This is a genomic window from Vibrio sp. LQ2 (assembly GCF_023920125.1).
In the GTDB taxonomy this organism is placed as follows: Bacteria; Pseudomonadota; Gammaproteobacteria; order Enterobacterales; family Vibrionaceae; genus Vibrio; species Vibrio fluvialis.
Genome location: NZ_CP085308.1, coordinates 561,609 through 587,037, shown reverse-complemented (window position 1 = coordinate 587,037; position 25,429 = coordinate 561,609). Strand labels below are relative to the sequence as shown.

Here is a 25,429-nt window from a genome sequence, read left to right as displayed (position 1 = left end):
CATTTTCCCCGCTATTCCACAACAACGCGTTTTTGATGAATAAATCTGGTTTGGTAATTCACAGAGTTCACCAATAATGAGTGCGACAAATGGCTTATCTAACATAAACTTGTTGTAACGATGAAACGAATTCCTTCGCACTTTGTGCCTCACGCTTATTTTATTAAGGAGCAGTTCATGAAACGGGGTTTAACACTGTCGCTTCTCATTCTGCTGCTCTCCGGCTGCAGTCAGGACTCAGAGAATCAAGCCCTTGGCACGCTAGAACGCGATCGGGTGACCTTCTCTGCCACCAGTAACGAAATCATTCGCCAACTACCTATTACAGAGGGCAGCGAAGTGCATGTTGGTGATGTGCTGGTAAAACTCGATGATGCCAGTCAGCAGGCCATGGTGGCGCAAGCCATCGCACAGCGTGCCAAAGCGGCCGCGTATCTGGCCAAACTCACCAATGGTGAACGTCCGGAAGATATCGCAGTAGCGCAAGCTCGCGTATCCCGTGCCACGGCGCAGCTCACGGAAGCAGAAAAAAGCTTTCGCCGCGTCTCGGAACTGGTATCAAAACGTTTAATCAGTCAGTCCGAAAAAGACAGTGCTGTGTCGGTACGAGATTCTGCCCGCGCTGAGCTCGATTCGGCCAAAGAAGAATTTGCCAAGCTTACCGCTGGTGCACGTATTGAAGATATTGAGCAAGCGAAAGCCGAACTGGCCGCCGCAGAGGCGAACGTGACACTTCAGCAACAGAAACTCAGTGAGCTGACGATTGTGGCTACCCGTAAGGGCATTCTCGACAACCTGCCCTACAACCTTGGCGAACGCGTCTCGGTAGGCAGCATCGTGGCCGTAGTGCAAGCCGACAGCGTGCCATACGCCCGAGTGTATGTCCCCGAGCGTTTTCGCGCTCAGTTTACCGCAGGCAAAACAGTGACGGTGCATGTCGATGGCGTTACCCACAGCTATCAAGGCGCGGTTCGCTGGGTAGCTAACGAACCCTCGTTTACTCCTTATTACGCGCTGACTGAAAACGAACGTGCACGCCTGATGTATCTTGCTGAAGTGGACCTGCCGAACTCGGCGCAGTCTCTGCCTTCCGGGATTCCGGCACAAGTTGATTTGCCGTAGGAGTGGGTATGAGCGATCTCGCCATTCACGCGCAGAACGTGATGAAAAAATTCGGTGACTTCACCGCCATCGAAGGCATTAATCTCAGTGTGCCGAAAGGCAGTATCTACGGCTTTCTGGGACCTAACGGCTGTGGTAAATCGACCACCATTCGAGTGCTGACCGGGCTATTGAGCCCAACGGAAGGTCAGGTAAACGTGTTGGGGCTGGATATTCCCCGTCAATCTGAAGCTTTGCGGCTGAAGATTGGTTATATGACCCAGAAGTTTTCACTGTACGACGATCTTAGCGTGCAAGAAAACCTGCAATTCATTGGCCAGATTTTTGGTATGAACCGCAAGGAACTCAACGCCAGAACTGACGAACAATTGAAAACGTATGGATTGGATGAACGCCGTAAACAACGCGTCGGCGGAATGAGCGGCGGTCAGAAACAGCGTTTGGCGCTAGCGGCGGCGACCATGCATCGCCCTGAACTGCTGTTCCTTGATGAACCGACGTCAGCGGTCGACCCGGAAAACCGCCGCGAATTCTGGGAACAGTTGTTTGACCTCTCCTCACAAGGCACCACCATTCTGGTGACAACACACTACATGGATGAAGCCGAACGCTGTCATCGGCTCGCGATTATGGAAGCCGGTGAAATTCGTGCCGATGATGAACCAGAAAAACTGATGCAGCAAATGGGCGTAACGGTCGTGGAAGTGAAAGCGCCACATTTGCGTAAGCTCAAAGAAGTTTTGCTCACCAAGCCAGAAGTGCGCTCCGCCGCGCAACTGGGCATTCGTCTGCGTGTATTAATCCATCGTCAAGTTCAGGACCCGATTGCCTGGCTACGCCAAACCAATCCAGACTTAGCGCACGCCGAAATGACGATTGCGCGCCCGAGCCTGGAAGATGTTTTTGTTACCGTGACAGGGAAAGGCCGCCAATGAACTCGCTCTATCGCATTAAAGCCGTCATGGTGAAAGAGTTTCGCCAGTTGTCACGCGATCGCATCACTTTCGGTATGGTGGTGATGATTCCGCTCATCCAGCTGATTTTGTTTGGCTTTGCCATCAACACCGATGTTCGAAACATTCCGGTGGCAGTGGTTGATCAAAGCCAATCCACATTTGGCCGCCTGCTGACAGAATCGATTAAAGTGAGCCAAGTGGTCAATGTGACTCAGGCTTACACGACCGCAGATCAAGCGCAGCAAGCGATTGCCAGTGGCGAAGTCCGCGCCGCGCTGGTTCTGCCGAAAGATCTAACTCAGCGGGTGCAAGAAGGTCGTGAGCTTGGTCAATGGATTGTGGACGGTTCAGATACCATGATTGCGGGCGCTATTTCAGGTCTTAAAAACATGCCGTTGCAGGATTTCGATTTTAAAATCAAACCCGCAGCCACACCGACCTTTGAGATTACTCTGTTCTACAACCCCAGTCGGCGCGCGGCAGTTAATATCGTGCCTGGGCTGCTCGGCGTAATCCTGACCATGACCATGATTCTGTTTACCAGTGCAGCCATCGTACGTGAACGTGAACGTGGCAATCTGGAACTACTGATTACAACGCCGGTGCATTCTATAGAACTGATGATAGCTAAAATCGTTCCGTATATTTTTGTCGGTCTGATTCAGGTGTTCATCATTCTGGGGTTGGGGCATGCAATTTTCGATGTACCGATTAATGGTTCGCTGAGTCAGATTCTGTTTGGCACTTTACTGTTTATTTCCGCCAGTCTGACGCTGGGCCTGATGATTTCGACAGTCGCCAGTACACAGTTGCAAGCGATGCAGATGACGGTGTTTATTCTGCTGCCATCCATTTTGCTGTCTGGCTTCATGTTCCCTTACGAAGGCATGCCAGTCGCGGCGCAGTGGATATCTGAAGTTCTGCCTGCTACGCACTTTATGCGCCTGATTCGCGGGATTGTGCTGCGCGGCGCTGATCTCGCCGACTTATGGAAAGATACAGTGTGGCTGGCGGGATTCACCGTATTGGGACTGTTTGTCGCCTCAATGCGCTTTAAAAAGTCACTCGACTAGCAATGCAACTCAATGTTATTCAACTATTTGAGCTGTCAAACTTCCCTTACATTTTCCAATCATCGTGATAGGAAAATCAGTGCTCTCTAATATATAAACCCAGTCGATGACTGGGTTTGTTGTTTAATAATCAACCAAAATACATTAGAAAATATAGGGCATCGCTTGTGTTGACGATGAAGTGACCAAGATCTAACTTTTAAAATTAGTCGTCATCACAAATGGAGGTCCCCCAATGAAACGTGCCACTAAAAGTTTTCGTCTTCAAATGATCAAAGAAGTCGCATTACGAAAGCAATCTTCATGTACCGATCCGATGGCGAACTACATACGAACGATGCTCTCCGACAGCAAAAAAGCAAAACCACAACAAGAAGCGAAACGTAAATTCACCGGCGCTCACTTTGACGAGCATGCGGGTGGTTGGGTCAGTGACCTTTGGGCTTTAAAATAACAAGCCGCGAGAATGATGTTTAGGCTAGCGCATCCAGAGCCCTAGCCTAAGCGTTAAAACAATTCCTGTTGCGGATTATTGGGTTCAATCTCTGTTTCCGCCGCCTTCCTCGCCGCAAGTACTTTTCTTCGATACCGCTGGCGACACAACTGAATCACGTGCAACTGCTCAGCCGGCGTCATCTCCAGCCAGCGAAACCGCTCTTCCCTTTTGCGCATGCAGCCACGGCAATATCCCCTGTCGTCAACCGTACAAACGCCGACACACGGGCTCGGGACTTGGAAAAACTCAAGTTGCTCCATGAATATTCTGATGTCCTTATTACGCTAACTATCTGTTACAAAAGCAGATTCACACTACCCACCGACAAAGTTGCATATTAAACTATGACCGTATGCTGACAAAAACAGTGTTTTATTGACTATACTGACCGCGTTTTCCACATTTGGAGTGAATATTATGAAGCTTAGTTCAAAATCATTACTTGCCGCAATGGCGATGCCAGTTCTGTTAGCTGCCTGCGCAAGCAATGGTGACGATGTGCAAATTACCGCGACGGATCTGCAACATCATAACTGGCAGTTGACTCAAATTGATGGCCAAGACATCGTGAAAAATGAGCACTACGATGCGCCTCGCCTAGAAATTGGTGAGAAGATGATGGCAAGCGGCAACGCAGGCTGTAACAACTTCTTTGGTCAGGCTGAGCTGAAAGACAACCGTCTACGCATTGAAAAAATGGGTATGACCATGAAAATGTGTATCGGCGATGTAATGGACACCGAACAAGCGGTATCTCAATCACTGATGGATTGGAATGACGTCACTTTAACCAAAGATACATTAACGCTGAAGAACGACGTTCATACACTGACTTTTACTCTGCGTGAGTGGGTAAACTAATCTCAACGCACGCTTCAGATCAGGAAGGCAGCCATAAGGCTGCCTTTTGTTTTATTTGTCCCGCCATTTTCCTTATGAATCAGATCTTTTGCTTTTTTTAAGACATAATGAATGAAACCGCGAAGCTTTCCGGTCTCTAGCCTTAATGAACCCATATCAGCGATCTCAAAGGACAATTATGAAAAAGCTGCTTACCCTTCTTAGCGCCTGTGTACTGTCTGTCTCTGCCTACGCTCAATCTTGGCAAGAGATTACCGACAAAGCGCGCGGCCAGACTGTTTACTTTCACGCATGGGGCGGAAGCCAGGAAATCAATAACTACATTCGCTGGGCTGGCGATCAGTTGAAAGCAGAATATGGTGTTGAACTCAAGCAGGTAAAAGTCACCGATATCGCAGAGACCGCCACGCGTCTCATTGCCGAAAAAGCCGCAGGCAAAAACCAAGATGGCAGCGTCGATATGGTGTGGATTAACGGCGAAAACTTTAAGTCGATGAAAAATAACGGCCTGCTCTATGGCCCGTTCGTCGACACATTGCCAAGCTGGCAATACGTAAATCAATCGCTGCCTGTTGATAGCGACTTTTCTGAGCCGACGGAAGGACTTGAAGCCCCATGGGGTGTGGGTCAACTGGTGTTTATTTATGATCATCACAAACTGAACAATCCACCAGAGTCGTTTGCAGAGCTGCTGAGCTACGCCAAAGCGTACCCTAATCGTATTAGTTACCCTCGCCCGCCGGAATTTCACGGCACCAGTTTTTTGAAAGCATTGCTGATCGAATTGACCAATAACGATGCTGCGCTTTCTAAACCGGTGGACTCAACATCGTTTCAAGCCATCACTGCGCCACTGTGGCAATATCTGGATGAACTGCACGCCGTGGCTTCGCGCTCTGGTAAACAATTCCCTTCCGGTTCTTCGGAAATGATTCAATTACTGGATGACGACCAAATCGATTTGGCATTAACGTTTAACCCTAATGCGGTCTATTCGGCTCAGGCATCAGGCAAACTGGCTGACACGACTCGTAGCTATGCGATGAAAGCGGGCGCGCTGTCCAACATTCACTTCCTCGCCATTCCGTGGAATGCCAAAGCCAAAGAAGGCGCATTGGTGGCGATTAACTTCCTGATGAGTCCTGATGCACAATCGCGTAAAGGAGACATGAATATCTGGGGTGACCCATCTGTACTAAAGAACGATGTGCTGAGTGGCACCGCAGCCAAAACCAAACTGTTTAGGTCGATTGCCGAACCGCACCCAAGTTGGCAAACCGCATTAGAAGCGGAATGGCAAAAGCGTTACGGCGCGGCAAAATAATACCTTGAGCTTACTATGATTCGTATCGGTTATAGCCTTCTGATCATCATCGGTATTGCGCCCATTCTGCCAGGCATGGTGGGCGCACTCCTCTCCTCACTCGGTTACATTCCGGCGGTAGGCTTATATCAGTTTTCATTCGATGCTTTTACTCAGGTCTGGCATTGGGCTGGCATTACTCAATCGCTGTGGCTCTCTGCATTTTCCGCTTTAACCAGCACTTACCTCGCCCTGTTACTCTGTTTTGCCGTCTTGATGACGCTTTGGACCAGCAACCGCTGGAGTTGGGTTGAAAATAGTCTTTCCGGTTTGCTGGCTTTGCCGCACGTGGCTTTTGCGATTGGCTTTGCGTTTTTATTCGCGCCGACCGGTATGCTGGCCCGCACCTTAGCCGCGCTATTTGATTATCAAGTGTCTACGCAGGACTCCGCTTGGTTAATCCACGATCCTCATGCGCTCGGTCTTACGCTCGCGTTGGCACTGAAAGAGATCCCTTTTCTGCTGCTAATGAGCATTCCGGTTTTACAGCAGCTGAATGTTGAAACATTGCACACTGCAGGCGCTTCGATGGGTTACTCGCCAACGCAAATTTGGTGGAAAATCATCCTGCCGCAATGGCTACGCAAAATGCGCTTTGCACTGTTTGCGGTGATCGCTTATTCCGTTTCCGTGGTCGACGTCAGTCTGATTCTTGGCCCGACGACACCGCCAACTTTTGCCGTGTTGATTTGGCAATGGTTCAGCGACCCGGATTTACAACAGATACCGCGCGCCGCAGCTGGCGCAGTGACATTGCTCTGTCTGGCGGGACTCATGCTGCTGTGTGTGCTCGCGATTGAAACGCTCTTGCTACGCACCTTTCGCGGTTGGTTATCCAGCGGACGATATGGCATCACGCTGCCGGGTCGTTCCGCGATGATCGTGGTTATCGGCTGTGCTGCGGTGATATTTCCACTGATGCTCATTTGGAGTCTGGCGCAGCGCTGGCGTTTTCCCGATTTGCTCCCCAGCCAATTGAGTGCTCGATTCTGGCTCAATGAATGGCCGAACATGTTACCCACGCTTTATCAGAGCTTGTGGATTGCTCTGCTCAGCGGAACGCTGGCACTGATCCTTGGCATTATTGCTCAAGAGTACCGCACCCGTTTTCGTCATGCATTGCCCGCCTGGGTTATCGTGTTACCCATGTTGCTGCCACAGCTTTCTCTGCTGTTTGGTTTGCAAATCGCCACCCTGTATATCGCCGCGGAACATTTCACTTTATGGGTCATTTGGTCGCATGTATTTTTTGCCTTCCCTTTGGTGTATCTGGCATTAGATGGCCCATGGAAAAGCTACAACCCTAACTTCACCCGCATCGCACTCAGCTTAGGTAAAAGTCCTTGGCAACTGTTCTGGCAAATCAAAGTTCCGTTGTTACTACCGGGTTTATTGTATGCCTGGGCGGTCGGAATCAGCGTCAGTCTGGCGCAGTATCTGCCTACTCTGATGCTTGGCGGCGGACGCATTGCAACCATCACCACCGAAGCAGTGGCACTTTCCAGCGGCTACGATCGTCGTGTGATGGCCATTTACGCCCTTTGGCAGGCGTTGTTGCCGTTTGTTTTCTTTTCTCTTGCGGTCATCATCAGTCGGGTGCAGATTCGACGTCACCGCAGCATTCAACCACAAGTGAATTTGCATGACCTTTTGTCTCAAAAACCTCACCATCCGTAAATCCGGCGGCGAGTCGTTACTGACCCACTTTGACCTGGCGATCACACCGGGGGAAATCGTGACACTAATGGGCCCCAGTGGCTGTGGAAAGTCGACTCTGCTGAGCGCAATTGCCGGCCACCTGACTCCGGACTTTGCATGCAGCGGCGACATCATGCTTGACGATCAGTCACTAAACCATGTCGCGCCGCACCTGCGTCAGGTCGGTATTCTATTTCAGGACGATTTGTTGTTTCCGCACTTAACCGTGTGGGAAAACCTAGCGTTTGCCCTACCCAACTCACTCAAGGGCGCGGAACGCAAAGCGGCGGCGCTAACAGCGCTTAAGCATATCTCGCTGACTGAACTGGCCGATTCGTTTCCTGATCAAATTTCCGGTGGGCAACGGGCGCGCGTCAGTTTGATCCGTATGCTTCTTGCACGCCCCAAACTGGCGTTATTGGATGAACCGTTCAGTAAGCTCGATAAGTCACTGCGCAGCCAGTTTCGCGATTGGGTATTCAATCAACTGACACAAGCGGCGGTGCCCACATTAATGGTCACGCACGATGAAGAAGACGCCCCCTTGGGCAGTCGTATCATTCGCTGGCCAACGGAGTTTTCCCATGCTTGATCGTTATGTGATTCCCGTCATTCGCTGGCCACTTTCGAAATCGGCCGACGTGCTCGATGCCATTGGCGTCAGCGCCAACCAAGTAACGCTGTTTGGTTTTGCAATGGGCTGTTTGGCGTTTCCTGCCCTGGCGCTGGAGCAATATCTGCTCGCCTTGTTGCTTATTGCCATTAACCGGCTTTGCGACGGGCTCGATGGTGCACTGGCGCGCATTCAAGGCTTAACCGATGCTGGCGGCTTTCTCGATATCAGTCTCGATTTTCTGTTTTATTCGCTAATACCGTTCGGCTTTGTGGTCGCCAACCCGGAAATGAACGCCGTAGCAGGCGCTTTTCTTATCTTCTCTTTCATCGGCACAGGCAGTAGTTTTCTCGCCTTTGCGGTCATGGCGGGCAAACGCGGTATTCAGAATCCGGTGTATCAGAATAAATCGTTGTATTACATGAGCGGACTGACGGAAGGCACTGAGACCATTGGTTGCTTCGTGCTGATTTGTCTGCTGCCTCAGCACTTTGCTCTGATTGCCTATTTGTTTGGCGCCGCCTGTTGGTTTACCACGCTGACTCGCATATATTCGGGGTATCACACCCTGCGTCAGGCAGAAAGTTAGTCGTTATAAACTATTACAAGGAGTCACTTTATGTTCTCAGGATTGAGCGCGTTTCCGTTAACCCCGATGAATGAAGATCGCATCGATGAGGCCGCGTTTGTGGGCCTGCTTGAGCGTCTGAACGCAGCGGGCGTCGATTCGATTGGCGCCCTGGGTTCGACCGGTAGTTATGCCTATCTGACTCGTGAAGAACGCGCGCGCGTGGCCAAGATTGCTGTTGAGCATGCGGGAAACACGCCAGTCATCGTCGGTATTGGCGCGCTGAGAACCAGAGACGTACTGAACTTGGCTGACGACGCGCAAAAAGCAGGAGCCAGCGGGCTGCTGCTGGCACCGATGTCTTATCAGAAACTGAGCGATGAGGAAGTGTTCCAGCATTTCAAAGCCGTCTCAGCCGCGATTTCGGTCCCCCTATGTGTTTATGACAATCCGGGAACCACTCATTTTCACTTCAGCGACGAGCTGCATGGCCGCATTGCCGAGCTGCCTAATGTCGCCTCGATTAAAATTCCCGGCGTACCCAACGACCCACAAGAAGCCAAAGCACGCGTCGAACGCCTACGCGCGCAGATTCCAAGTCATGTCTCGATTGGCGTCAGTGGCGATGCATTCGCCGCGACTGGTCTTAGTGCGGGCTGCGACGTGTGGTATTCCGTGATAGCAGGACTGTTTCCTAACACCGCGCTGGAACTGACCCGAGCAGCACAATCCGGTAATCATGCACTGGCGCAGCAGCTCTCCAGCCGCTTGCGGGACTTGTGGGATATGTTTGGCCGTCACAATGGCAGCCTGCGCTGTATCGCGGCGGGTGCCGAGATTTTGAACCTGGTCGACAGCCCTTGCCTGCCTCTGCCGCTCGTGTCAGTTCAAGGTGAGGATCGTACGCGACTGGCAAGGCTGATTGAGCAGCTTGAACTTTCCTAAACAGACAAAAAAGCCACTTTAAGTGGCTTTTTACTTACTCAATCATATCGATTAGTTGAACGAATCAAGTGGTTAACTGAAGACCAGCGCTTTCAACGCCGATTCATTGTCGATATCGGCAAATTCCGGTGGGTTATCCAAACGGTATTGGAAGTTCAGCGCTGGCGCTTCCACTTTCATGCCTTCAATCAGAAATTCACTCGTCACCATCGGTGAGTTCACGCACGCCAGTACTTCACCTTGTGGCGCTAACAGATCCGGCAGGCGACGCAGAATTTTGGCGTAATCTTTGGTCAGCGCAAAGCTACCCTTTTGAAATGACGGCGGGTCGATAATGATCAAATCGTATGGGCCTGCTTTCTTGATTTTGCCCCACGATTTAAAGATGTCATGCCCCAGGAAACTCACTTGGTTGACGTTGTGCTCGTTCAGGATGTGGTTCTCACGCCCTTTCGACAACGACGCTTTGGCCATGTCCACGTTCACGACATGATCAGCACCACCGGCAATCGCAGCCACTGAAAAACCACAAGTGTAAGCAAACAAGTTCAGCACATTTTTGTGCTCCGCGTGTTCACGCACCCAGTCGCGGCCCAGACGCATATCCAGAAACAGACCGAAGTTCTGGTTTCTGCCGATATCCAGTTGGAACTTCAAACCGTTCTCTTCCACCACAGGGCGTGCGTTGAGTTCCCCCACCAGCACTTCTGATGGTGCGCCATCGGCGTAACGGTGTTGCAGCACAATGCACTGACCGTTTTTCTCTGTCCACAACGGGGAATCCGCCAATTGCTGCAAACCGTCGATCAGTTGCGCCAAAAAGGCCTCGTCGACGTCTTTGAACACGCTGACGATCAGTTGCCCTTGCAGCCAGTCACACGTCAGGTGCTCTAAACCTTCCCAGCGTTGGCCACGACCATGAAACAGGCGACGCACTTCATTCGGCGCTTGCGCCAGTTGTACCGTCATTTCAGAAAAGAATTGAGATAAAGCAGATGCTTGCATAGCTATGTTTACTTTTTCACTGAGGGCCAGCTAAGTGACCAGGGTTCTAGCCAGGATTCAATGCCCTGACTGACAATATCGCTGTTCCATTTTTCGCCCAGCGCCCCTTGATAGCGCGGATCGCACACCCATTGGTACGTTTCCCCGGCATACGAAAAGCGCAGCGCAAACGCGTGCAAATAGCCACGGTCGGCCTGATTCCCCGCATTGTAAATCGGGTCGCCGACAATGCCGGAACCAATAGATTTCAGCGCCACACGAATCTGATGGGTTTTTCCGGTGTACGGCTTACACAGAAACAGGCGCTCTCCCGGCTCGGCGGCCAAAGAAAAAAACTGCGTGACTGCCGGATTGGTTTGTGAGGCCAGAAGCTTCCACGACGCGCGACGTGAACGTTCCATATCGCCGCTAATCAGGCCCTGCTTCTTTTTCGGCTTTTTGCTACCCAACGCTAAATAGAACTTTTCGACCTGACGCTCGGCAAAGGCTTTCGACAGTTCACTGGCGGCTTGGGCATTACGCGCGAGCAGCAAAATGCCCGAGGTCATTTTGTCTAATCGGTGCACCAAATACAGCTGCGCATCACCGCTTTGCTTCGCCACCTCCTGCAACAACATAGTGTCACCATCATCTTTATGCACGGAGACATTGGGGTGCTTGTTGATCAGCAGAAAATCGGTGTGGGTTAAGAGAATATCGAACATACGACCTCGCAAAAATGGACCGCTATTATACTCAATTAATGACAAACGTCAGCCTAACTTGCCGGTTACGTGGTCGCAGGCAGGAAAGTCGCACAAAACGGAGTCGTGATGACCGATTTGGGGGGCAATTCAATAAAAATTAAACAAAACTAATTTAGTATTTCCTTATTCAAAAAGGATGATGATGACTATGGCTCGATACACTTGGAAACAACGCTCACTGTTTGTCCCACCTTTACTCTTGGGAGGCATATTACTTTTTCTCGCGCCGACGATGAAAGCTGTCCCACCCGCTACAGATGAAGCAACCGGAGCCAAAGTGGTTAGGGTGATCACGGCAAAGCCGATGGACATAAGCCCAACAGCAGTGGGGTATGGCTTTACCCGCCCGACCAGTGAATGGGTTGCACAAACAGAGGTCGAAGGACGAGTCGTCTGGGTAGCGAAAGAGTTTGAAGCCGGGATGCTGATCGCCAAAGGCACCCCACTCATACGCCTCGATAGCAGCCAGTACCAGCTCACCATCACGAAACTGGAGGCTGAACAGGATGTTGCTCAGCTCAAAAATCAAACATTGGGCGAAACGATTAAGATCGCCGAACAGAATTATCGTCTACAACAACAGGAGTTTGCTCGCACCGAACGCCTGATGAAAACCGGTCATATTTCACAAACCGAAAAAGACCGAGCACAACGCGAACTACTGAGCAATCAGCAACAGCTTCAAGGCCTAAAAAATGAATTGGCCATCACCCAGGCAGAGCAACAAGTCCTGAATGCTGAACTGGCCATGGCACGCCGGGATCTGGCGTTAACGGAAGTCTCGGCACCTTTCGATCTGCGTGTCACCGAGAAACTGGTTGACTTCGCCGACTACGTAACCAAAGGAAAAACGCTGCTCACCGCAGATGCCACCAACGCAGTGGAAATTCAGGCTCAGTTCCCACTTGGCAAAATGCGTCCTTTACGCCGCAACACCCCCTACGCCGCAACAGACAAACAATCACACAGCGATCTCACCGCTCAGGTCGAGCTCAACATTGATGATAAGGCGATAGTCTGGCAAGGCGAGGTGCAGCGCAGCGGCGGCAAAATCGATGCGCAGTCACAAAGCCAGAGCATCATCGTTCAGGTGAACAACCCGTATCAGCAAGCCAAACCCGGTCAGCGCCCTCCCTTGGTCAGAGATACCTTTGTCAAAGTGATGCTGATTGGCCCCCCCCTGAAAGAGCAGTTGGCCGTCCCGGTTACTGCCTTGCATGATGAGACTCTCTATCTGCTAAAAGACGGGAAACTGGCAATTCAACCAGTGAACGTCGACTTCATTCACAATCAGTTGGCAGTGATCAAAAGTGGTTTGAACAGTGGTGATGTGGTGGTGGTCAGTCAACTGCAACCGGCGGTCAAAGGCATGCCTCTGAAACCTCAACCAGACAAAGCGCTAGTGCAGTGGATCAAGCAACAAGCCGGAGGTCACCTATGATCGCCTACTTTACCCGGCATAAAACGGCCGCCAATGTCTTAATGTTGGTGATCCTGCTGCTGGGGGGCTTTGCGCTGCCCCAGTTGCAAAGAGACACCTTTCCGCTGACACCAACCCGTAATATTGAAGTTCGGGTCACTTATCCCGGAGCATCGCCATCAGAAGTCGCACAGGAGTTGTGTGTTCCGCTACAGGATGCCATCGATCAGCTGATCGGCGTGGAAGAGTTTGTGTGTGACGCCAGAGAAAACGTTGCGATAGGCAACGTCCGCATCCAGTCCGGGCAGAACATTGATATCCTCACTGCGGACGTTCAACAACAAGTAAACGCGATTGATGATCTTCCCGACCGGGCAGAGCGGCCGAAAGTCACCAAACTCGATCGCGTCGCATCCGTGGTCAGCGTGGCAATCACCGGCCCAATGCCTGAGCGGGATTTGTACCGCTATGCTCAACAACTCAAGCAACGTCTGAAAGCCCACTCCGGTATCGCTCAGGTCACACTCAGTGGTTTTTCCGATCAAGAAATTGAAGTATCTGTGTCGGATGCCAAGCTCAGACAACACGGGTTGAGTATCTCCGATCTGGTGAATCGCATTGCTCAGGAAAACGTGCGTGTACCCGCCGGTATCGTGACCAGTGATCTTACTCAATGGAATATCCGTTTTGATCAGCAAGCCAATCTGGTCAGTCAGTTGCAGCAGCTAATCATCGACAGCAGCAGCCAGTTACGCTTAGGGGATATCGCCCAGATCCAGCAACTATTTGCCGTGGAAGAAGAAAAACGCCTGTTCAACGGCCAGCGGGCAGCATTCCTTCAGATATCCAAAAATCAGGAGCAGGACACTTTGCGCGTGCGAAATATCGTACAACAAGTCATTGATCACGAGCGATCACTCTTGCCACCCGGTGTCGAACTTACACTGACTCAGGATATCAGTGTTAACATTCGTGAGCGGCTGCGGTTGCTGCTGAGTAACGGCCTGCAGGGGTTACTGCTTGCGTTTGCCGTCTTGTGGGCTTTTTTCAATCTCAGATTCAGTTTCTGGGTCACCCTCGGCCTGCCGGTGTCGTTCCTGGGCGCGGTGTTTGCCATGCATACGCTGGGCTACACGATCAATATGATGACTATGGTCGGGCTGATTGTCGCCACCGGTTTGCTGATGGATGATTCGCTGATTATCGCCGAAAATATTGCGGCAAAACGGGAAGCGGGTCTGGGGCCGGTTGATGCAGCCATACAAGGCACCCGGCAGGTTTTCCCCGGGGTGATCGCATCCTACATCACCACCATTATGGTCGTCGGACCGCTGATGTTTCTAAACGGTAACCTTGGTGATGTGTTACGCTATATTCCCATCGTGCTGATCCTGACCCTCACCGTCAGCCTGCTGGAGGCCATGCTGATCCTGCCGGCCCACCTGTCGCACAGCCATTTCGCCCAGCAAGATAAACCCATTCGTCAAGTGATTACCCGCAACTTTGAGTACGTCCGTGACAGGCTCTTTGTTCCGTTAACCGAGAAAGCCATACACTCACCCTACCTGAGTTTAAGTATCCTGATCATGCTGGTGATGATCTCCACAGCCACTTTCCCTGCTGGCTGGTTAAAATTCCGCGCCATGCCAACGCTGGAAAGCGATACTTTGCAAGCACGCATCCTGTTGCCGCAGGGGAGCCTGCTGTCTCAGACCGATGCCGTGGTGACCAAAGTAACCGATGCCCTGAAAACCATCGACGCTGTGTATCAGGAAAAGTATGCTGAGCCGCTGATCATCAGCACTACGGTTATGTACAACACCAATGTTGATGCCTTTGAATCCGGCCCGCACGTAGCCACCGTGAGCGCCGACTTACTGCCCGCGCAGTTCCGGCAGGAAAGCATTAAGTCACTGATTCAGCAGTGGAAAAAAAATGTCGGACCGTTCGCCGACGTCTTGTCACTCAAATTTACCGACAAAGAGCGTGGTGTTGCCGGCAACGGCATCGACATCCGTATTCAGGGCCCCAACCCAGAAACACTCTATGCAGTGAGCCTAAACTTAGGTAAATGGCTCAAACAATTTGACGGCGTGTTTAACCTTTCCTCCGATTTACGCTATGGCCGGGAAGAAATTGTCGTTTCTCTCAAAGATCAGGCTGGGGTACTCGGTGTCACCGCCAGTACAGTGGCTCAAACACTGCGCAATGCATTTAAAGGCAACAATGAGTTGAATGTCTATCAGAACGGTGAAATTCTCGACATCCGCGTTCGTCAGCGCGATTTTCAACACCACGCGACGCTGGAAGAGATGAAGGATCTGATGATCACCGCCAGCAACGGCCGGCTGATACCGCTGGTCAGTGTGGCCAATTTTACCCAGCACCGCACATTTTCCCGCCTGAACCTGGTGAATGGCCTGCCGACTGTAACCGTACAAGGCAATATCAACACCCAAGTTGCGAATGCCTTTGACATCATGCAGCAGTTCTACAAAGTCTACGTTCCAGAGCTGAACAAGAAGTACCCGGATGTGACGTTTGTTTCCCAAGGCCAGGATAAAGAAAGCGCAGATACCGGTGCATCGCTGCTGCACTATTTTCTGATGGGCGTTATCGGCGTGTATCTGGTACTGGTATTGTTGTTTCGTAGTTTCACTCAGCCGCTGGCCGTATTGATTGCGATCCCGATGGCGTGGATTGGCGTGGTATGGGGACATTTGGCACTCAACCTAGATCTGACCATTCCAAGCCTGGTCGGCTTTGCCACACTGGCCGGGATCGTGGTCAACGATAACATCCTATTGGTCACATTCATCAAAGAGAAAGTGGCTGGCGGAGCGGATCTGAAACAGGCCTGTACGTTGGCAGTTCGCGACCGTTTCCGCGCGATAATGATTACCTCACTCACCACGTTCGCCGGCCTGCTACCGCTGCTGACTGAAACCAGCACGCAGGCACAGTTTCTGATCCCGTTAATCGCCAGCATCGCGTTTGGATTAATCAGTGCCACTTTGCTCGCCGCTGTGGTCGTCGCCTGCGTATTGCTGATCCTGAATGATATCAATCCGGCACTGTGCGGAGAAAAGTTAAACGCTTGATGTCGTGCTTTTCACCCCTGTAAAAGTCGCCGCACGGCGACTTTTTATTGCCCTTTAGCCTATCCCGCCCTTGACGAGGGTTGCAGGGTTAAGAATACGTTCCAGCTCAGCGCGGCTGAGTGCGGTGTTCTCCAGCGCAACATCAATTATCGGTCGCCCCTGTTGATAAGCCAGTTTGGCAATTTCCGCCGCTTTGAGATAGCCAATCACCGGATTGAGCGCAGTGACCAGAATCGGATTCTTGCCCAGCGCAATATTGATATGATCTTCACGTACGATGAATCCCGTGATCGCTTTGTCCGCCAATGCTCTTGCGCTGTTGGCGAGCAACTCAATGCTCTCCAGAATGTTATGCGCAATCACGGGCAACATCACGTTAAGCTGGAAATTCCCCGCCTGCCCGGCCACGGTGATGGTGGTGTCATTGCCGATGACCTGCGCGCACGCCATCGCAGCCGCTTCCGGGATCACCGGATTCACTTTCCCCGGCATGATGGAGCTGCCTGGTTGCAATGCTGGCAATTCAATGTCACCAATGCCCGCCAGTGGGCCAGAGTTCATCCAGCGCAGATCGTTGGCGATTTTCATCATCGCCACCGCCGCGGTTTTCAATTGGCCAGACAACCCCACAATCGCATCCTGACTGCTGAGGTTAAAAAAGAAGTTCTCACTTGGCACAAACGATAAACGCGTGGCCTGAGATAAATTGTCTGCAAACGCTGCGGCGAAACGCGGATCCGCATTGATGCCAGTCCCCACCGCCGTGCCGCCCTGTGCGAGCGCTTTCACCGCTTTCATTGCGTGAACAATACTGTTTCTCGCGTGGTCAATCTGCGCCTGCCATCCCCCCAATTCTTGCTCAAAGGTAATCGGCATCGCATCCATCAAGTGCGTGCGCCCTGTTTTCACCACGTTCGCTAAACTCTGTTTTTTTGCGGCCAGTTGTGTGCTGAGATGTTCCAGCGCGGGCAATAAGCGCTGCTCCACTTCCATAGTGCAGCTCACCTGAATGGCGGTGGGCACCACATCGTTGCTGCTTTGCCCCATATTGACGTGATCATTTGGACTTACCGTGCTGTGCAAATGCTGGGAAGCCAATGTCGCAATCACTTCGTTAGCGTTCATATTGGAACTGGTGCCAGAACCAGTCTGGAATACATCAATGGGAAACTGGTCTAGATGCTGCCCATCAATGATGCTTTGTGCAGCCTCATCGATCGCCGATGCGATATCCCCTTCGAGTAAGCCCAACTGGGCATTGGTCACCGCCGCGGCTTGCTTAATGTACGCTAGTGCCTGAACAAATGACGGCGGCATGCTGTAACGGCTGATGGCGAAATTATCCACCGCCCGCTGCGTTTGCGCCTGATACAGGGCATCTTTAGGAACCAGCACCTCGCCCATGCTGTCTTTTTCGGTCCGAAATTCTCGTGTCATGTCAGATTCCTTAACTTCTCGTGAAGGCGATTTATCGTCATTTAATGATAATAGCTATCATTTAAATAAAATAAGAGCAAGCACTTAGAATCTGTATCCATTCGGTTTGTAAAGCAAAAAAGCCACTGGGCTTCCCCAAGTGGCTTTTCATTGAAATCTCGTCGTGTTTACGCGAAGAACACCAGGAGCATCAGCACCGGACATACCAGGCGCACGTACACTGGCCAGATTTTCCAGAACCAGCTGTTTTCGATTTCCGGACAGCCTTGTTTCAGCTCATTCAGAATCTGGTTGCGGTTCCAAATCCAACCAACGATCAGAGTAATCAGCAGTGCAATGATCGGTTGCGAGTAAACGGTTGTGAACTGAATCACCAGGCCAAACAGGCTTGAGAAGTTCATCACGATAACAGCGGATACAATCGTAACCAGGCCACCGATCCACAACACGGCTGTCGTGCGACTCTGTTTTAGCTCTTCTGTTGCACACGCAACAGGCACTTCAAGCATTGAGATGGACGACGTCAGCGCCGCAATAATCATCAGCAGGAAGAACACCAGGCCAATCACCGCCCCCATGGCACCCATGGTATCAAACATCGCCGGCAATACCGTAAACACCAGCGTGTCAGAGTTCAGCAGTTCACCGCTGTCAGAGAAGATCTGAACGCCATTGTGTTTAGCAACAAACATAGCTGGCAGAATCATCAGACCTGCGATGAACGCAACACCCGTGTCGATCAGTGCGACCTGAGCGGCAGTTTTAGGCAGGTTGGTATCTTTCTTCAGGTAAGAACCGTACGTCGTCATTACGCACACACCCAGAGACAGAGAGAAGAACGCTTGCCCCATTGCACTGACGATAAGTTTTGGTGTCAGGTGAGAAATATCCGGGATCAGATACATCTTCAGGCCTTCCCATGCACCTTCTTGAGTGAATATGTACACCGTCAGCAGGCCAAACAGCACGAACAGTAACGGCATCAAACGGGTTGACCACTTCTCGATGCCGTTCGCTACGCCATTGCGCACCACGAACATTGTCAGTGCCATGAAAGCAATCATCAGCACGAGATTACGTTCAGTACCGAATGTTGTCAGCCAGTGGCCTGCACTATTTAAGCCAAGCAGATCCAGACCGCTACTAAAGAAGGAGCCGACCAACCAGCCAGCAACAATCGCGTAGAAGCTCAGGATCAGTGACACCACGATCATACCGACCACGCCAAGCAGAATCGCACCCGCTTTACCTTTTGGCCATGCAGCGTGGAATGAGCGGATTGGGTTTGACTGCCCATAACGGCCGATCGTCAGTTCCGCCACCAGCATTGGAAATGCCAGCAGGAACACCATCAGCAGATAAACGATCAAAAAGACTGCACCACCGTTACTAGCAGCCTGAGTTGGGAAACCCCAAACGTTACCAAGACCTACAGCGGAACCCGCTGCTGCCATAATAAAGCCAAATCGGGACGTGAATTGACTTCGTGAACTACTCGCCATGTTACTTATACCAATATGTTGTGTTTACCTGAGTGGCGTCCAAAAGTGAGTGTAAATTAATTTGTACACACATTAAAAATTAGAGTGACACCAAGAGTGTGGCAAGTAGACCAGTTTGAGAATAAAATTGGAAGCCCGAACAGTCCATTTTGCGGCTATAAATCTATTTTTGTAGATTATCTGATGCTTTTTTAAGCTCACCATCACCATAAACCCCCACATTTACACTTAATTAACAACTATTCTGCGGTTTTTGTTTCATATTATTTTCCGCCGTTCCCTTTCTTCCCTTATGCTTTCGATTTACTATCCCAAAAGATGTTTTCTACTGTAGTTGGCGCATGGATAAGGTTTATCACTTCTTAACGCTCGCGAGCATCGCGATCTATTGGTTCTTGGTAGCAGGTGTGACACTTCGCGTCGTATTGAAGCGACGTGCAGTCAGTGTTTCTCTCGCCTGGCTGATGGTTATCTATATTCTTCCCATTGTTGGCGTCATTTGTTACTTCCTGTTTGGCGAGCTCAACTTAGGTCGCAAACGCGCCGAACGTGCCAAAGAGATGTTTAAACCCTTCGGTACTTGGTTCCGTTCACTCAATGATTGCCAGGCACACATGCCAGAAGGTATGGGCGCGCACATCTACAAAATTGACGAACTGTGCAACCATCGCATGGGCATTCCCGCATTAAGCGGCAATACCCTGTCGCTGCAAAACTCACCGAATGAAATCCTGCACTCGATCATCGAAGACATCGAACAGGCGCAGGAAAGCATTCGCATGGTGTTCTACATCTGGCATCCGGGTGGACTGGCCGATTCCGTCGCGTCCTCACTAATTCAGGCGGCAAAGCGTGGCGTTGATGTGAAGCTGCTGCTCGATTCAGCGGGCAGCCCGAGATTCTTTCGCAGCCACTGGCTGAAGATGATGCAAGATGCAGGCATTCATGTGGTTCAGGCACTGGAAGTGAGTCCGTGGCGTATTTTCCTACGTCGCCTCGATCTGCGTCAGCATCGAAAGATTATCGTGATTGATGATGCGATTGCGTATACCGGTTCGATGAACATGGTCGATCCCGCCTACTTCAAGCAAGATTCCGGGGTCGGTCAGTGGATTGATATTATGGTGCGTATTACCGGTCCGTCGGTCAACGTGCTGTCGGCAATTCATTGCTGGGACTGGGAGTTTGAAACCGGAGAGCGTCAGATGCCGACCGTGCCGGAATGCCGTTTGGATGCAAACGCGCCGCAGCATCCGATTCAGGTGGTCCCGTCTGGCCCTGGCATGCCGGAAAACTTAATCTCACAGGTACTGACTCTGGCTATCAACCAAGCCAATGAGTCGGTTCGCATAACCACGCCGTATTTTGTGCCAAGTGCCGATCTGCTGGCGACGCTTAAAATGACCGCGCAACGGGGTATCAACGTTGAGCTGATCATCCCGCAGAAGAACGATTCTTTTATGGTGCAATGGGCATCTAGGGCGTTCTATGGTGAACTGCTTGAGGCGGGAGTGAAGATTCACGAATTTTATGGCGGCCTTTTGCATACTAAATCGGTCGTGATTGACCGTCAGTTCTGTCTGGTGGGTACCGTCAACCTCGACATGCGCAGCCTGTGGCTCAACTTCGAAGTGACGCTCGCGGTTGACGATCAGGAGTTCACCCAACAGCTTTACTGGCAGCAACAGAACTACATTGAACAGTCACGCTCTGTTGATTATGACATCTGGGAAACGCGCTCGCTCGGTCATCGTTTTATGGAACGCTTGTTCTACCTTTTCAATCCGCTTCTGTAATCTTTTTGTGACCATGGGGTTGCATTTAAATGCAGCTCCATGTTTTAAATAGGGCATTCGTATTTCCAGACAAGGATCGCAAATGTCAGAAGGCAAAAAGACCAAACTCATTACCGCCGGCCGCAACAAAAAATGGACGAACGGCGTGGTCAACCCGCCCGTGCAACGGGCTTCAACCGTCGTATTTGATACGGTAGCGCAAAAAAATCACGCTGCTGTTAACCGCGCAAACAAGACGCTGTTCTACGGACGTCGCGGCACAACGACTCACTTTGCCTTTCAGGAAGCCATGGTTGAGATTGAAGGTGGTGCTGGTTGCGCACTCTACCCATGTGGTACCGCTGCCATCAGTAACGCGATTCTTTCATTCGTTGAATCAGGCGATCACCTGTTAATGGTCGATACCTGTTATGAACCTACCCGCGACTTTTGTGACAAAATTCTGAAGAAATTTGGCGTTGAGACGACGTATTACGACCCGATGATCGGTGAAGATATCCGCTCGTTAATCAAACCCAATACCAAGATACTGTTTACCGAATCTCCCGGCTCGATCACGATGGAAGTGCAGGATGTGCCGACGCTGGCACGCATCGCCCATGAGCACGACATCATTGTGATGCTGGATAACACCTGGGGTGCGGGGGTGAACTTCTCTCCATTTGAGCACGGTGTGGATATTTCGATTCAGGCCGCGACCAAATATATCGTCGGCCACTCTGATGTCATGCTGGGTACTGCTGTCGCCAGTGAGAAATACTGGGATCAACTGCGTGAGCAAAGCTATCTGATGGGTCAGTGTGTGTCGCCGGATGATGCTTATCTGGGTCTGCGTGGTATTCGTACACTCGACGTGCGCCTGCGTCAGCACGCTGAAAACAGCCTCAAAGTGGCCCAGTGGCTGGCAACACGTCCTGAGGTGGATCATGTTCGCCACCCTGCTCTGCCAACCTGCCCGGGCCACGAAATCTTCAAACGTGATTTCACCGGCGGTAACGGCCTGTTCTCATTCGTGTTAAAAAGCAGCTATCCGAAAGCAACCACGGCGCTGCTCGATGGCATGCAGCATTTCAGTATGGGTTACTCTTGGGGAGGGTTTGAAAGCCTGATCCTGGCCAATGAACCAAAGAGTTTTAACAGCCTGCGTACCATCGCTAATCCAAATTTTGAAGGTACACTGATTCGCCTCCACATTGGTCTTGAAGACGTCAACGACCTGATTGCCGACCTGGAAGCAGGCCTTGCGCGCTACAACGCGGTCATTCTGGAACACGAAGCAACGGCGTAATACGGCGCTGTAACATTGCTTTAGCATACGAAAAAGCCCTGAATAATCAGGGCTTCTTTATTACTTCTAAGCTAGGAACCCAATTTGGCTTTGATCAGCTCTTCGAGCTGTTCGAGTGGCAGATAACCGGGAATGACATCATCACCAATCAGCATCGCGGGTGTTCCACGCATACCCAATTCACTAAACAGCAGATAGTTTTCCTCTATCTGTGCCGCGCTTTTCGGCTGGGCGTTCACCGCATTTAAGGTGTTCGTTTTCTTCGCTACCTGCACCAGAGACATCGGATTATGTGCCCCCGGTTTGGCAACCAACAGTGACTCGACTTGGGTAAATTTATCCGGCGCAGTATGCCACACATTGAGGGCAAAACTGGCCGAGTTACTCTCCGCAGCTAACTCTTTGAGTGGAACCAAAACAGAAACCACTTTGATTTGTGGATACTTCTCACTCAGTTGGCGCAGTACCGGATCCAATTTCTTACACCACGGACAGCTGTAGTCAGTGAAAAATATGATCGTCAGTGCAGGTTTATCGGCCCCAAAACTCGGATGATCAGGGTTGAAAAACAAATATTGTTGGTTCTCACTCAGGACACGGTCAAAACGCGTCTGCTGCTGCTCATAGCGCAGCAAAGTGGCATAGAGATTCTCAATCAACTGCGGGTTGTTCTTCAGCATAGTATTGATTTCATCGAGCTGTTGGACCTGCCCGGCATTCAGTTGTGCTTGTGCACTCCCCACCACGATAAGTAGTACCAGGATAAACCTGTGTACAGTGCGTTTGATACGTTGTGGTACATTCTTCATAGTCATCGAAATTTCCTTATGCCAGCCACAGGCGGGCCAGCAGTCCCCACGGCGTAGTAAAGCCACTGGTCACTGATTGAATTTGCCCGTTGCGGACAATCATGAAAGTCGGGGTGTAGCGAATCTGCCAATCTCGCCCCAGTTGATTACGTTCGTCGTTCACGGTACGAAACGTGATGTCGTGTGCTGTCATATAGCGCTGCACTCGATCATTGTTGCCAGAAGTGAGCGCGATGCTAAGCACGGTATGGTCGCCACTCACCCATTCAACGATCGGTGTCGTCACCCGGCAGACGCCGCACCAAGTGGCCCAGACATACACCAGAACGGGCTTATCCTGACTCATCTCAACCAAATCGACCGTCTGCCCCTGCAAGTCATACAGCGTCGGTGTAAAAACTTGGCTCTTCAGCGCTTCGGGTTGGCGCCACCAATCAAGAGCGGTAGCAATTACAAGCATCAGCAATGCGAATACCACACCTTCTTTCAACCCTCTTGTCATCCTTGCTCTCCCCTTGCCTGCTGTATGGCTTCCATCACCGCGCGATCGCTTAAAATTACCGGTAATGCAATGCCATCCGGCGCTCCCGGTCCATAAACAATATTAAACGGAACACCAAATCGACCGTTCTGTTGCAGATATTGCGTCACACTGGCATTTGGTAAGCTCCAGTCTCCCCGTACACGTACCACATCGTCATCCTGCAACGCCTGATAGACGGGTTGCTGTAGCAACACACCAATTTTGTTGGCTTTACAGGTAATGCACCACTCAGCAGTGACATCGACAAACACCACTTTTCCCTGCGCAGCGCTCTCATCGATGATTGTTGCGTTCAGTGGCTGCCAGCTCAGCTCTTGCGGCAACGGTGTCGACCATTTCTCCGCCGTCAGACTACCCACAACTAACACAGCCGAAAGCCCCAAGAGACTGACACAGGCCACTATCCCTATCTGACGTCCTCCATAAACACGGGCGCCACGCCACAACAGCAGGAGTGCTGCCGTCAGCAGATAAGCGAAAATACCCCACGTCGGCCAGTGCGCGGTCAACAATGTTGCGAGCCAAACCGTGGTTGCCAACATCATTGCACCAAACAACAACTTAGTCCGATTCATCCATTGCCCGGGAGCCGGCAGTTTGGTCGCTAAACTCGGAAACAGAGCGATGATTAGCCAAGGCAGCGCAAATCCGACACCCAACCCGCTGAAAATCACCCACAACGTAACGTTATCGGCGGCCAGTGCAAAGGCCACTGCGGTACCAAGAAACGGGGCCGAACATGGGGTGGCCAGCAGAGTGGCAAACAGCCCTTGTACATAATGCCCGACGTAACCATTACCGCCGCGCGCAGCTAACCAAGTATTGAGAGTTGAGGGCAAACGCAACTCAAACAGCCCGAGCATGTTGGCGCCAAAAAGCGTCGTTACCAACAGCATAAGCGCTAGAAATCCGTCGCTTTGAAACTGAATGCCCCATCCCACCGCTTCGCCACTCGCTTTGAGGATCATCAACCCCAGCGCGATCATCCAAAAAGCACTGATAATCCCAGCGCTCGATGCGAGAAACTGCGCTCGGACTTTGCGCCGCTCTCGATGTGGTGTGTTCACGATTGAGGCGAGCTTCATCCCCAGCACAGGCAACACGCACGGCATCAGATTCAGTATCAATCCGCCAATAAGCGCCATCAGCAACATCGTCACCAACGGCCACTGGGCTTGGGGCGAAATGGTACCGTCGGTAACGTTCAGCGAAATTTCACTTAGATAGTTCTGATCGGAGATAGTGACGTCTACACGTTCTCCACTCAGATCGGCTTGCCCCAACCAATGAGTGACGTCATAAGTCACACGCAGCATTTGACCATCGACCTGAGTTTTAGGGTGAATAAAACTGCTGTCGACGACGGCCGCGGATTGTCCGTCCACCAGAACCACGGGCAATGACCATCCTGTAGAACGGTTTAACGTCAGCTCAAGTTGCTGCGCCGAACTATCCCACACCGCAGACACGTCCGTCATCGACGCATCCGCTTGCGGCACTCGACTCATGGCTTCGGCAAAGCGACGCATTGCGTCAGGCTCAGGAGAAAGCTCCGTTGGGGTAAACGCCAACATAAACGGATAGTCGTTAATGACACACACAGTTGAACAACTCGACAGGCTGAGATTGGCCTTCAGTTCAACGGGAGCCGTTAGGTCATGTACGCGCAAGGTTATCGGAAAGATGGTATCCCCGCGGTAACCCAGCGTTTCGATTCCCAGAACAGAGAAACGTTGCGGAAATGGCCAATGCCAATCGACAGTGTCCAGATTTGTCGAACCTTGCCAGTTGATCTCCGGTGCTACCCCCCCTTCTCCGGGAGAGCGCCAATAGGTTTTCCATGGCTGTTCAAGTTTGACGTCTAAATAGCCGGCAAGTTGCTGAGTGTCAGAGTCTATTTGTCCCGTCAGCACAAAACGCACAGACACGGGAGGATGGTTCGGATCAGTCATCCAAGAGGTTGAGATTGGCTGGGCTGCTGTGGTGAATGAGAGCATCGCCAAAAGCGCCCATGGCCTGAATAGCCATTGAGCCAATGGTTGTAATAATCGGTACATATTTTTCCTTTCAATAAGTTAATAACAGT

At 51.3% G+C, this 25,429-nt stretch carries 22 protein-coding genes; 14 read left to right on the top strand and 8 right to left on the bottom strand.

All coding sequences use genetic code 11. The features are described from left to right. Positions 1 to 177 precede the first annotated feature (177 nt). From LGV68_RS02855 to LGV68_RS02840, 4 genes are all read left to right on the top strand, one after another. Positions 178 to 1,122, top strand: a complete 945-nt coding sequence (locus tag LGV68_RS02855; protein ID WP_252536198.1) for an HlyD family efflux transporter periplasmic adaptor subunit — start codon at positions 178 to 180, stop codon at positions 1,120 to 1,122. A gap of 8 nt (positions 1,123 to 1,130) precedes the next feature. Beyond that, positions 1,131 to 2,057, top strand: coding sequence for an ABC transporter ATP-binding protein (locus tag LGV68_RS02850; RefSeq protein ID WP_020428623.1), 927 nt, complete (start codon positions 1,131 to 1,133; stop codon positions 2,055 to 2,057). Further along, complete coding sequence (locus tag LGV68_RS02845; protein WP_020330317.1) at positions 2,054 to 3,151, top strand: ABC transporter permease; 1,098 nt, start codon at positions 2,054 to 2,056, stop codon at positions 3,149 to 3,151. Before LGV68_RS02850 ends, LGV68_RS02845 begins: the two co-directional genes overlap by 4 nt. A 235-nt stretch (positions 3,152 to 3,386) precedes the next feature. Continuing rightward, positions 3,387 to 3,605, top strand: a complete 219-nt coding sequence (locus LGV68_RS02840; protein ID WP_020428625.1) for a hypothetical protein — start codon at positions 3,387 to 3,389, stop codon at positions 3,603 to 3,605. A gap of 53 nt (positions 3,606 to 3,658) precedes the next feature. Here LGV68_RS02840 and LGV68_RS02835 read toward each other — a convergent pair whose 3' ends face one another. Beyond that, positions 3,659 to 3,907 (bottom strand): DUF1289 domain-containing protein, encoded by a 249-nt coding sequence (locus LGV68_RS02835; protein WP_038156396.1) that lies wholly within the window; start codon positions 3,905 to 3,907, stop codon positions 3,659 to 3,661. Positions 3,908 to 4,064: 157 nt separating this feature from the next. Between LGV68_RS02835 and LGV68_RS02830 the strand changes: the two genes are divergently transcribed. From LGV68_RS02830 to LGV68_RS02805, 6 genes are all read left to right on the top strand, one after another. Further along, the gene (locus LGV68_RS02830) at positions 4,065 to 4,508 is read left to right on the top strand and encodes an META domain-containing protein (protein ID WP_020428628.1); all 444 of its coding nucleotides are present in this window, start codon (positions 4,065 to 4,067) and stop codon (positions 4,506 to 4,508) included. A 178-nt stretch (positions 4,509 to 4,686) separates the two neighbouring features. After that, positions 4,687 to 5,832, top strand: a complete 1,146-nt coding sequence (locus LGV68_RS02825) for an ABC transporter substrate-binding protein (RefSeq protein WP_252536197.1) — start codon at positions 4,687 to 4,689, stop codon at positions 5,830 to 5,832. Positions 5,833 to 5,847: 15 nt separating this feature from the next. After that, complete coding sequence (locus LGV68_RS02820) at positions 5,848 to 7,548, top strand: thiamine ABC transporter permease (protein WP_252536196.1); 1,701 nt, start codon at positions 5,848 to 5,850, stop codon at positions 7,546 to 7,548. Then, a complete protein-coding gene (locus LGV68_RS02815; RefSeq protein ID WP_020330307.1) occupies positions 7,514 to 8,161 on the top strand; it encodes an ATP-binding cassette domain-containing protein in 648 nt (215 codons plus the stop codon). Before LGV68_RS02820 ends, LGV68_RS02815 begins: the two co-directional genes overlap by 35 nt. Continuing rightward, on the top strand, positions 8,154 to 8,771 hold the full coding sequence (locus tag LGV68_RS02810; protein ID WP_020330306.1) for a CDP-alcohol phosphatidyltransferase family protein: 618 nt from the start codon (positions 8,154 to 8,156) through the stop codon (positions 8,769 to 8,771). The genes LGV68_RS02815 and LGV68_RS02810 overlap by 8 nt, the downstream gene beginning before the upstream one ends. Before the next feature lie 30 nt (positions 8,772 to 8,801). Next, positions 8,802 to 9,695, top strand: a complete 894-nt coding sequence (locus LGV68_RS02805) for a dihydrodipicolinate synthase family protein (protein ID WP_222749134.1) — start codon at positions 8,802 to 8,804, stop codon at positions 9,693 to 9,695. 72 nt (positions 9,696 to 9,767) lie between these two features. Here the strand turns inward: LGV68_RS02805 and LGV68_RS02800 are convergent, their stop codons facing one another. Then, positions 9,768 to 10,700: a class I SAM-dependent methyltransferase gene (locus LGV68_RS02800; RefSeq protein WP_020330304.1), complete on the bottom strand. Its 933-nt coding sequence runs from the start codon at positions 10,698 to 10,700 to the stop codon at positions 9,768 to 9,770. Between the two features lie 8 nt (positions 10,701 to 10,708). After that, positions 10,709 to 11,404, bottom strand: coding sequence for a TIGR01621 family pseudouridine synthase (locus LGV68_RS02795; RefSeq protein WP_024374346.1), 696 nt, complete (start codon positions 11,402 to 11,404; stop codon positions 10,709 to 10,711). Between the two features lie 274 nt (positions 11,405 to 11,678). Here LGV68_RS02795 and LGV68_RS02790 point away from each other — a divergent pair, with 274 nt between their 5' ends. Together LGV68_RS02790 and LGV68_RS02785 are read left to right on the top strand one after the other, a co-directional pair. Beyond that, positions 11,679 to 12,887, top strand: a complete 1,209-nt coding sequence (locus LGV68_RS02790; protein ID WP_252536194.1) for an HlyD family efflux transporter periplasmic adaptor subunit — start codon at positions 11,679 to 11,681, stop codon at positions 12,885 to 12,887. Further along, positions 12,884 to 15,967 carry an efflux RND transporter permease subunit gene (locus LGV68_RS02785; protein ID WP_252536192.1) on the top strand — a complete coding sequence of 1,028 codons (3,084 nt, stop codon included), beginning with the start codon at positions 12,884 to 12,886 and terminating at the stop codon, positions 15,965 to 15,967. Before LGV68_RS02790 ends, LGV68_RS02785 begins: the two co-directional genes overlap by 4 nt. A gap of 54 nt (positions 15,968 to 16,021) precedes the next feature. Here the strand turns inward: LGV68_RS02785 and LGV68_RS02780 are convergent, their stop codons facing one another. Beyond that, entirely contained in the window at positions 16,022 to 17,404 is a 1,383-nt protein-coding gene (locus LGV68_RS02780) for a class II fumarate hydratase (RefSeq protein ID WP_252536186.1), read from the bottom strand. A gap of 167 nt (positions 17,405 to 17,571) precedes the next feature. Beyond that, positions 17,572 to 18,906, bottom strand: coding sequence for a sodium-dependent transporter (locus LGV68_RS02775; RefSeq protein WP_032079951.1), 1,335 nt, complete (start codon positions 18,904 to 18,906; stop codon positions 17,572 to 17,574). 341 nt (positions 18,907 to 19,247) lie between these two features. On the opposite strand from LGV68_RS02775, the gene cls reads away from it, so the two are divergent. Both cls and LGV68_RS02765 read left to right on the top strand, forming a co-directional pair. Beyond that, positions 19,248 to 20,702 (top strand): cardiolipin synthase, encoded by a 1,455-nt coding sequence (gene cls / locus LGV68_RS02770; protein WP_075988473.1) that lies wholly within the window; start codon positions 19,248 to 19,250, stop codon positions 20,700 to 20,702. An 82-nt stretch (positions 20,703 to 20,784) separates the two neighbouring features. Next, on the top strand, positions 20,785 to 21,990 hold the full coding sequence (locus tag LGV68_RS02765) for a cystathionine beta-lyase (protein ID WP_020330296.1): 1,206 nt from the start codon (positions 20,785 to 20,787) through the stop codon (positions 21,988 to 21,990). 71 nt (positions 21,991 to 22,061) lie between these two features. On the opposite strand, the gene LGV68_RS02760 is transcribed toward LGV68_RS02765, so the two are convergent. The 3 genes from LGV68_RS02760 to LGV68_RS02750 are packed head-to-tail and all read right to left on the bottom strand — an operon-like array spanning position 22,062 to position 25,400. Further along, positions 22,062 to 22,805 (bottom strand): DsbA family protein, encoded by a 744-nt coding sequence (locus tag LGV68_RS02760; protein ID WP_252536185.1) that lies wholly within the window; start codon positions 22,803 to 22,805, stop codon positions 22,062 to 22,064. 10 nt (positions 22,806 to 22,815) lie between these two features. Beyond that, complete coding sequence (locus LGV68_RS02755) at positions 22,816 to 23,301, bottom strand: protein disulfide oxidoreductase (RefSeq protein ID WP_038128239.1); 486 nt, start codon at positions 23,299 to 23,301, stop codon at positions 22,816 to 22,818. After that, positions 23,298 to 25,400, bottom strand: coding sequence for a protein-disulfide reductase DsbD domain-containing protein (locus LGV68_RS02750; RefSeq protein ID WP_252536183.1), 2,103 nt, complete (start codon positions 25,398 to 25,400; stop codon positions 23,298 to 23,300). Before LGV68_RS02750 ends, LGV68_RS02755 begins: the two co-directional genes overlap by 4 nt. Positions 25,401 to 25,429 lie beyond the last annotated feature (29 nt).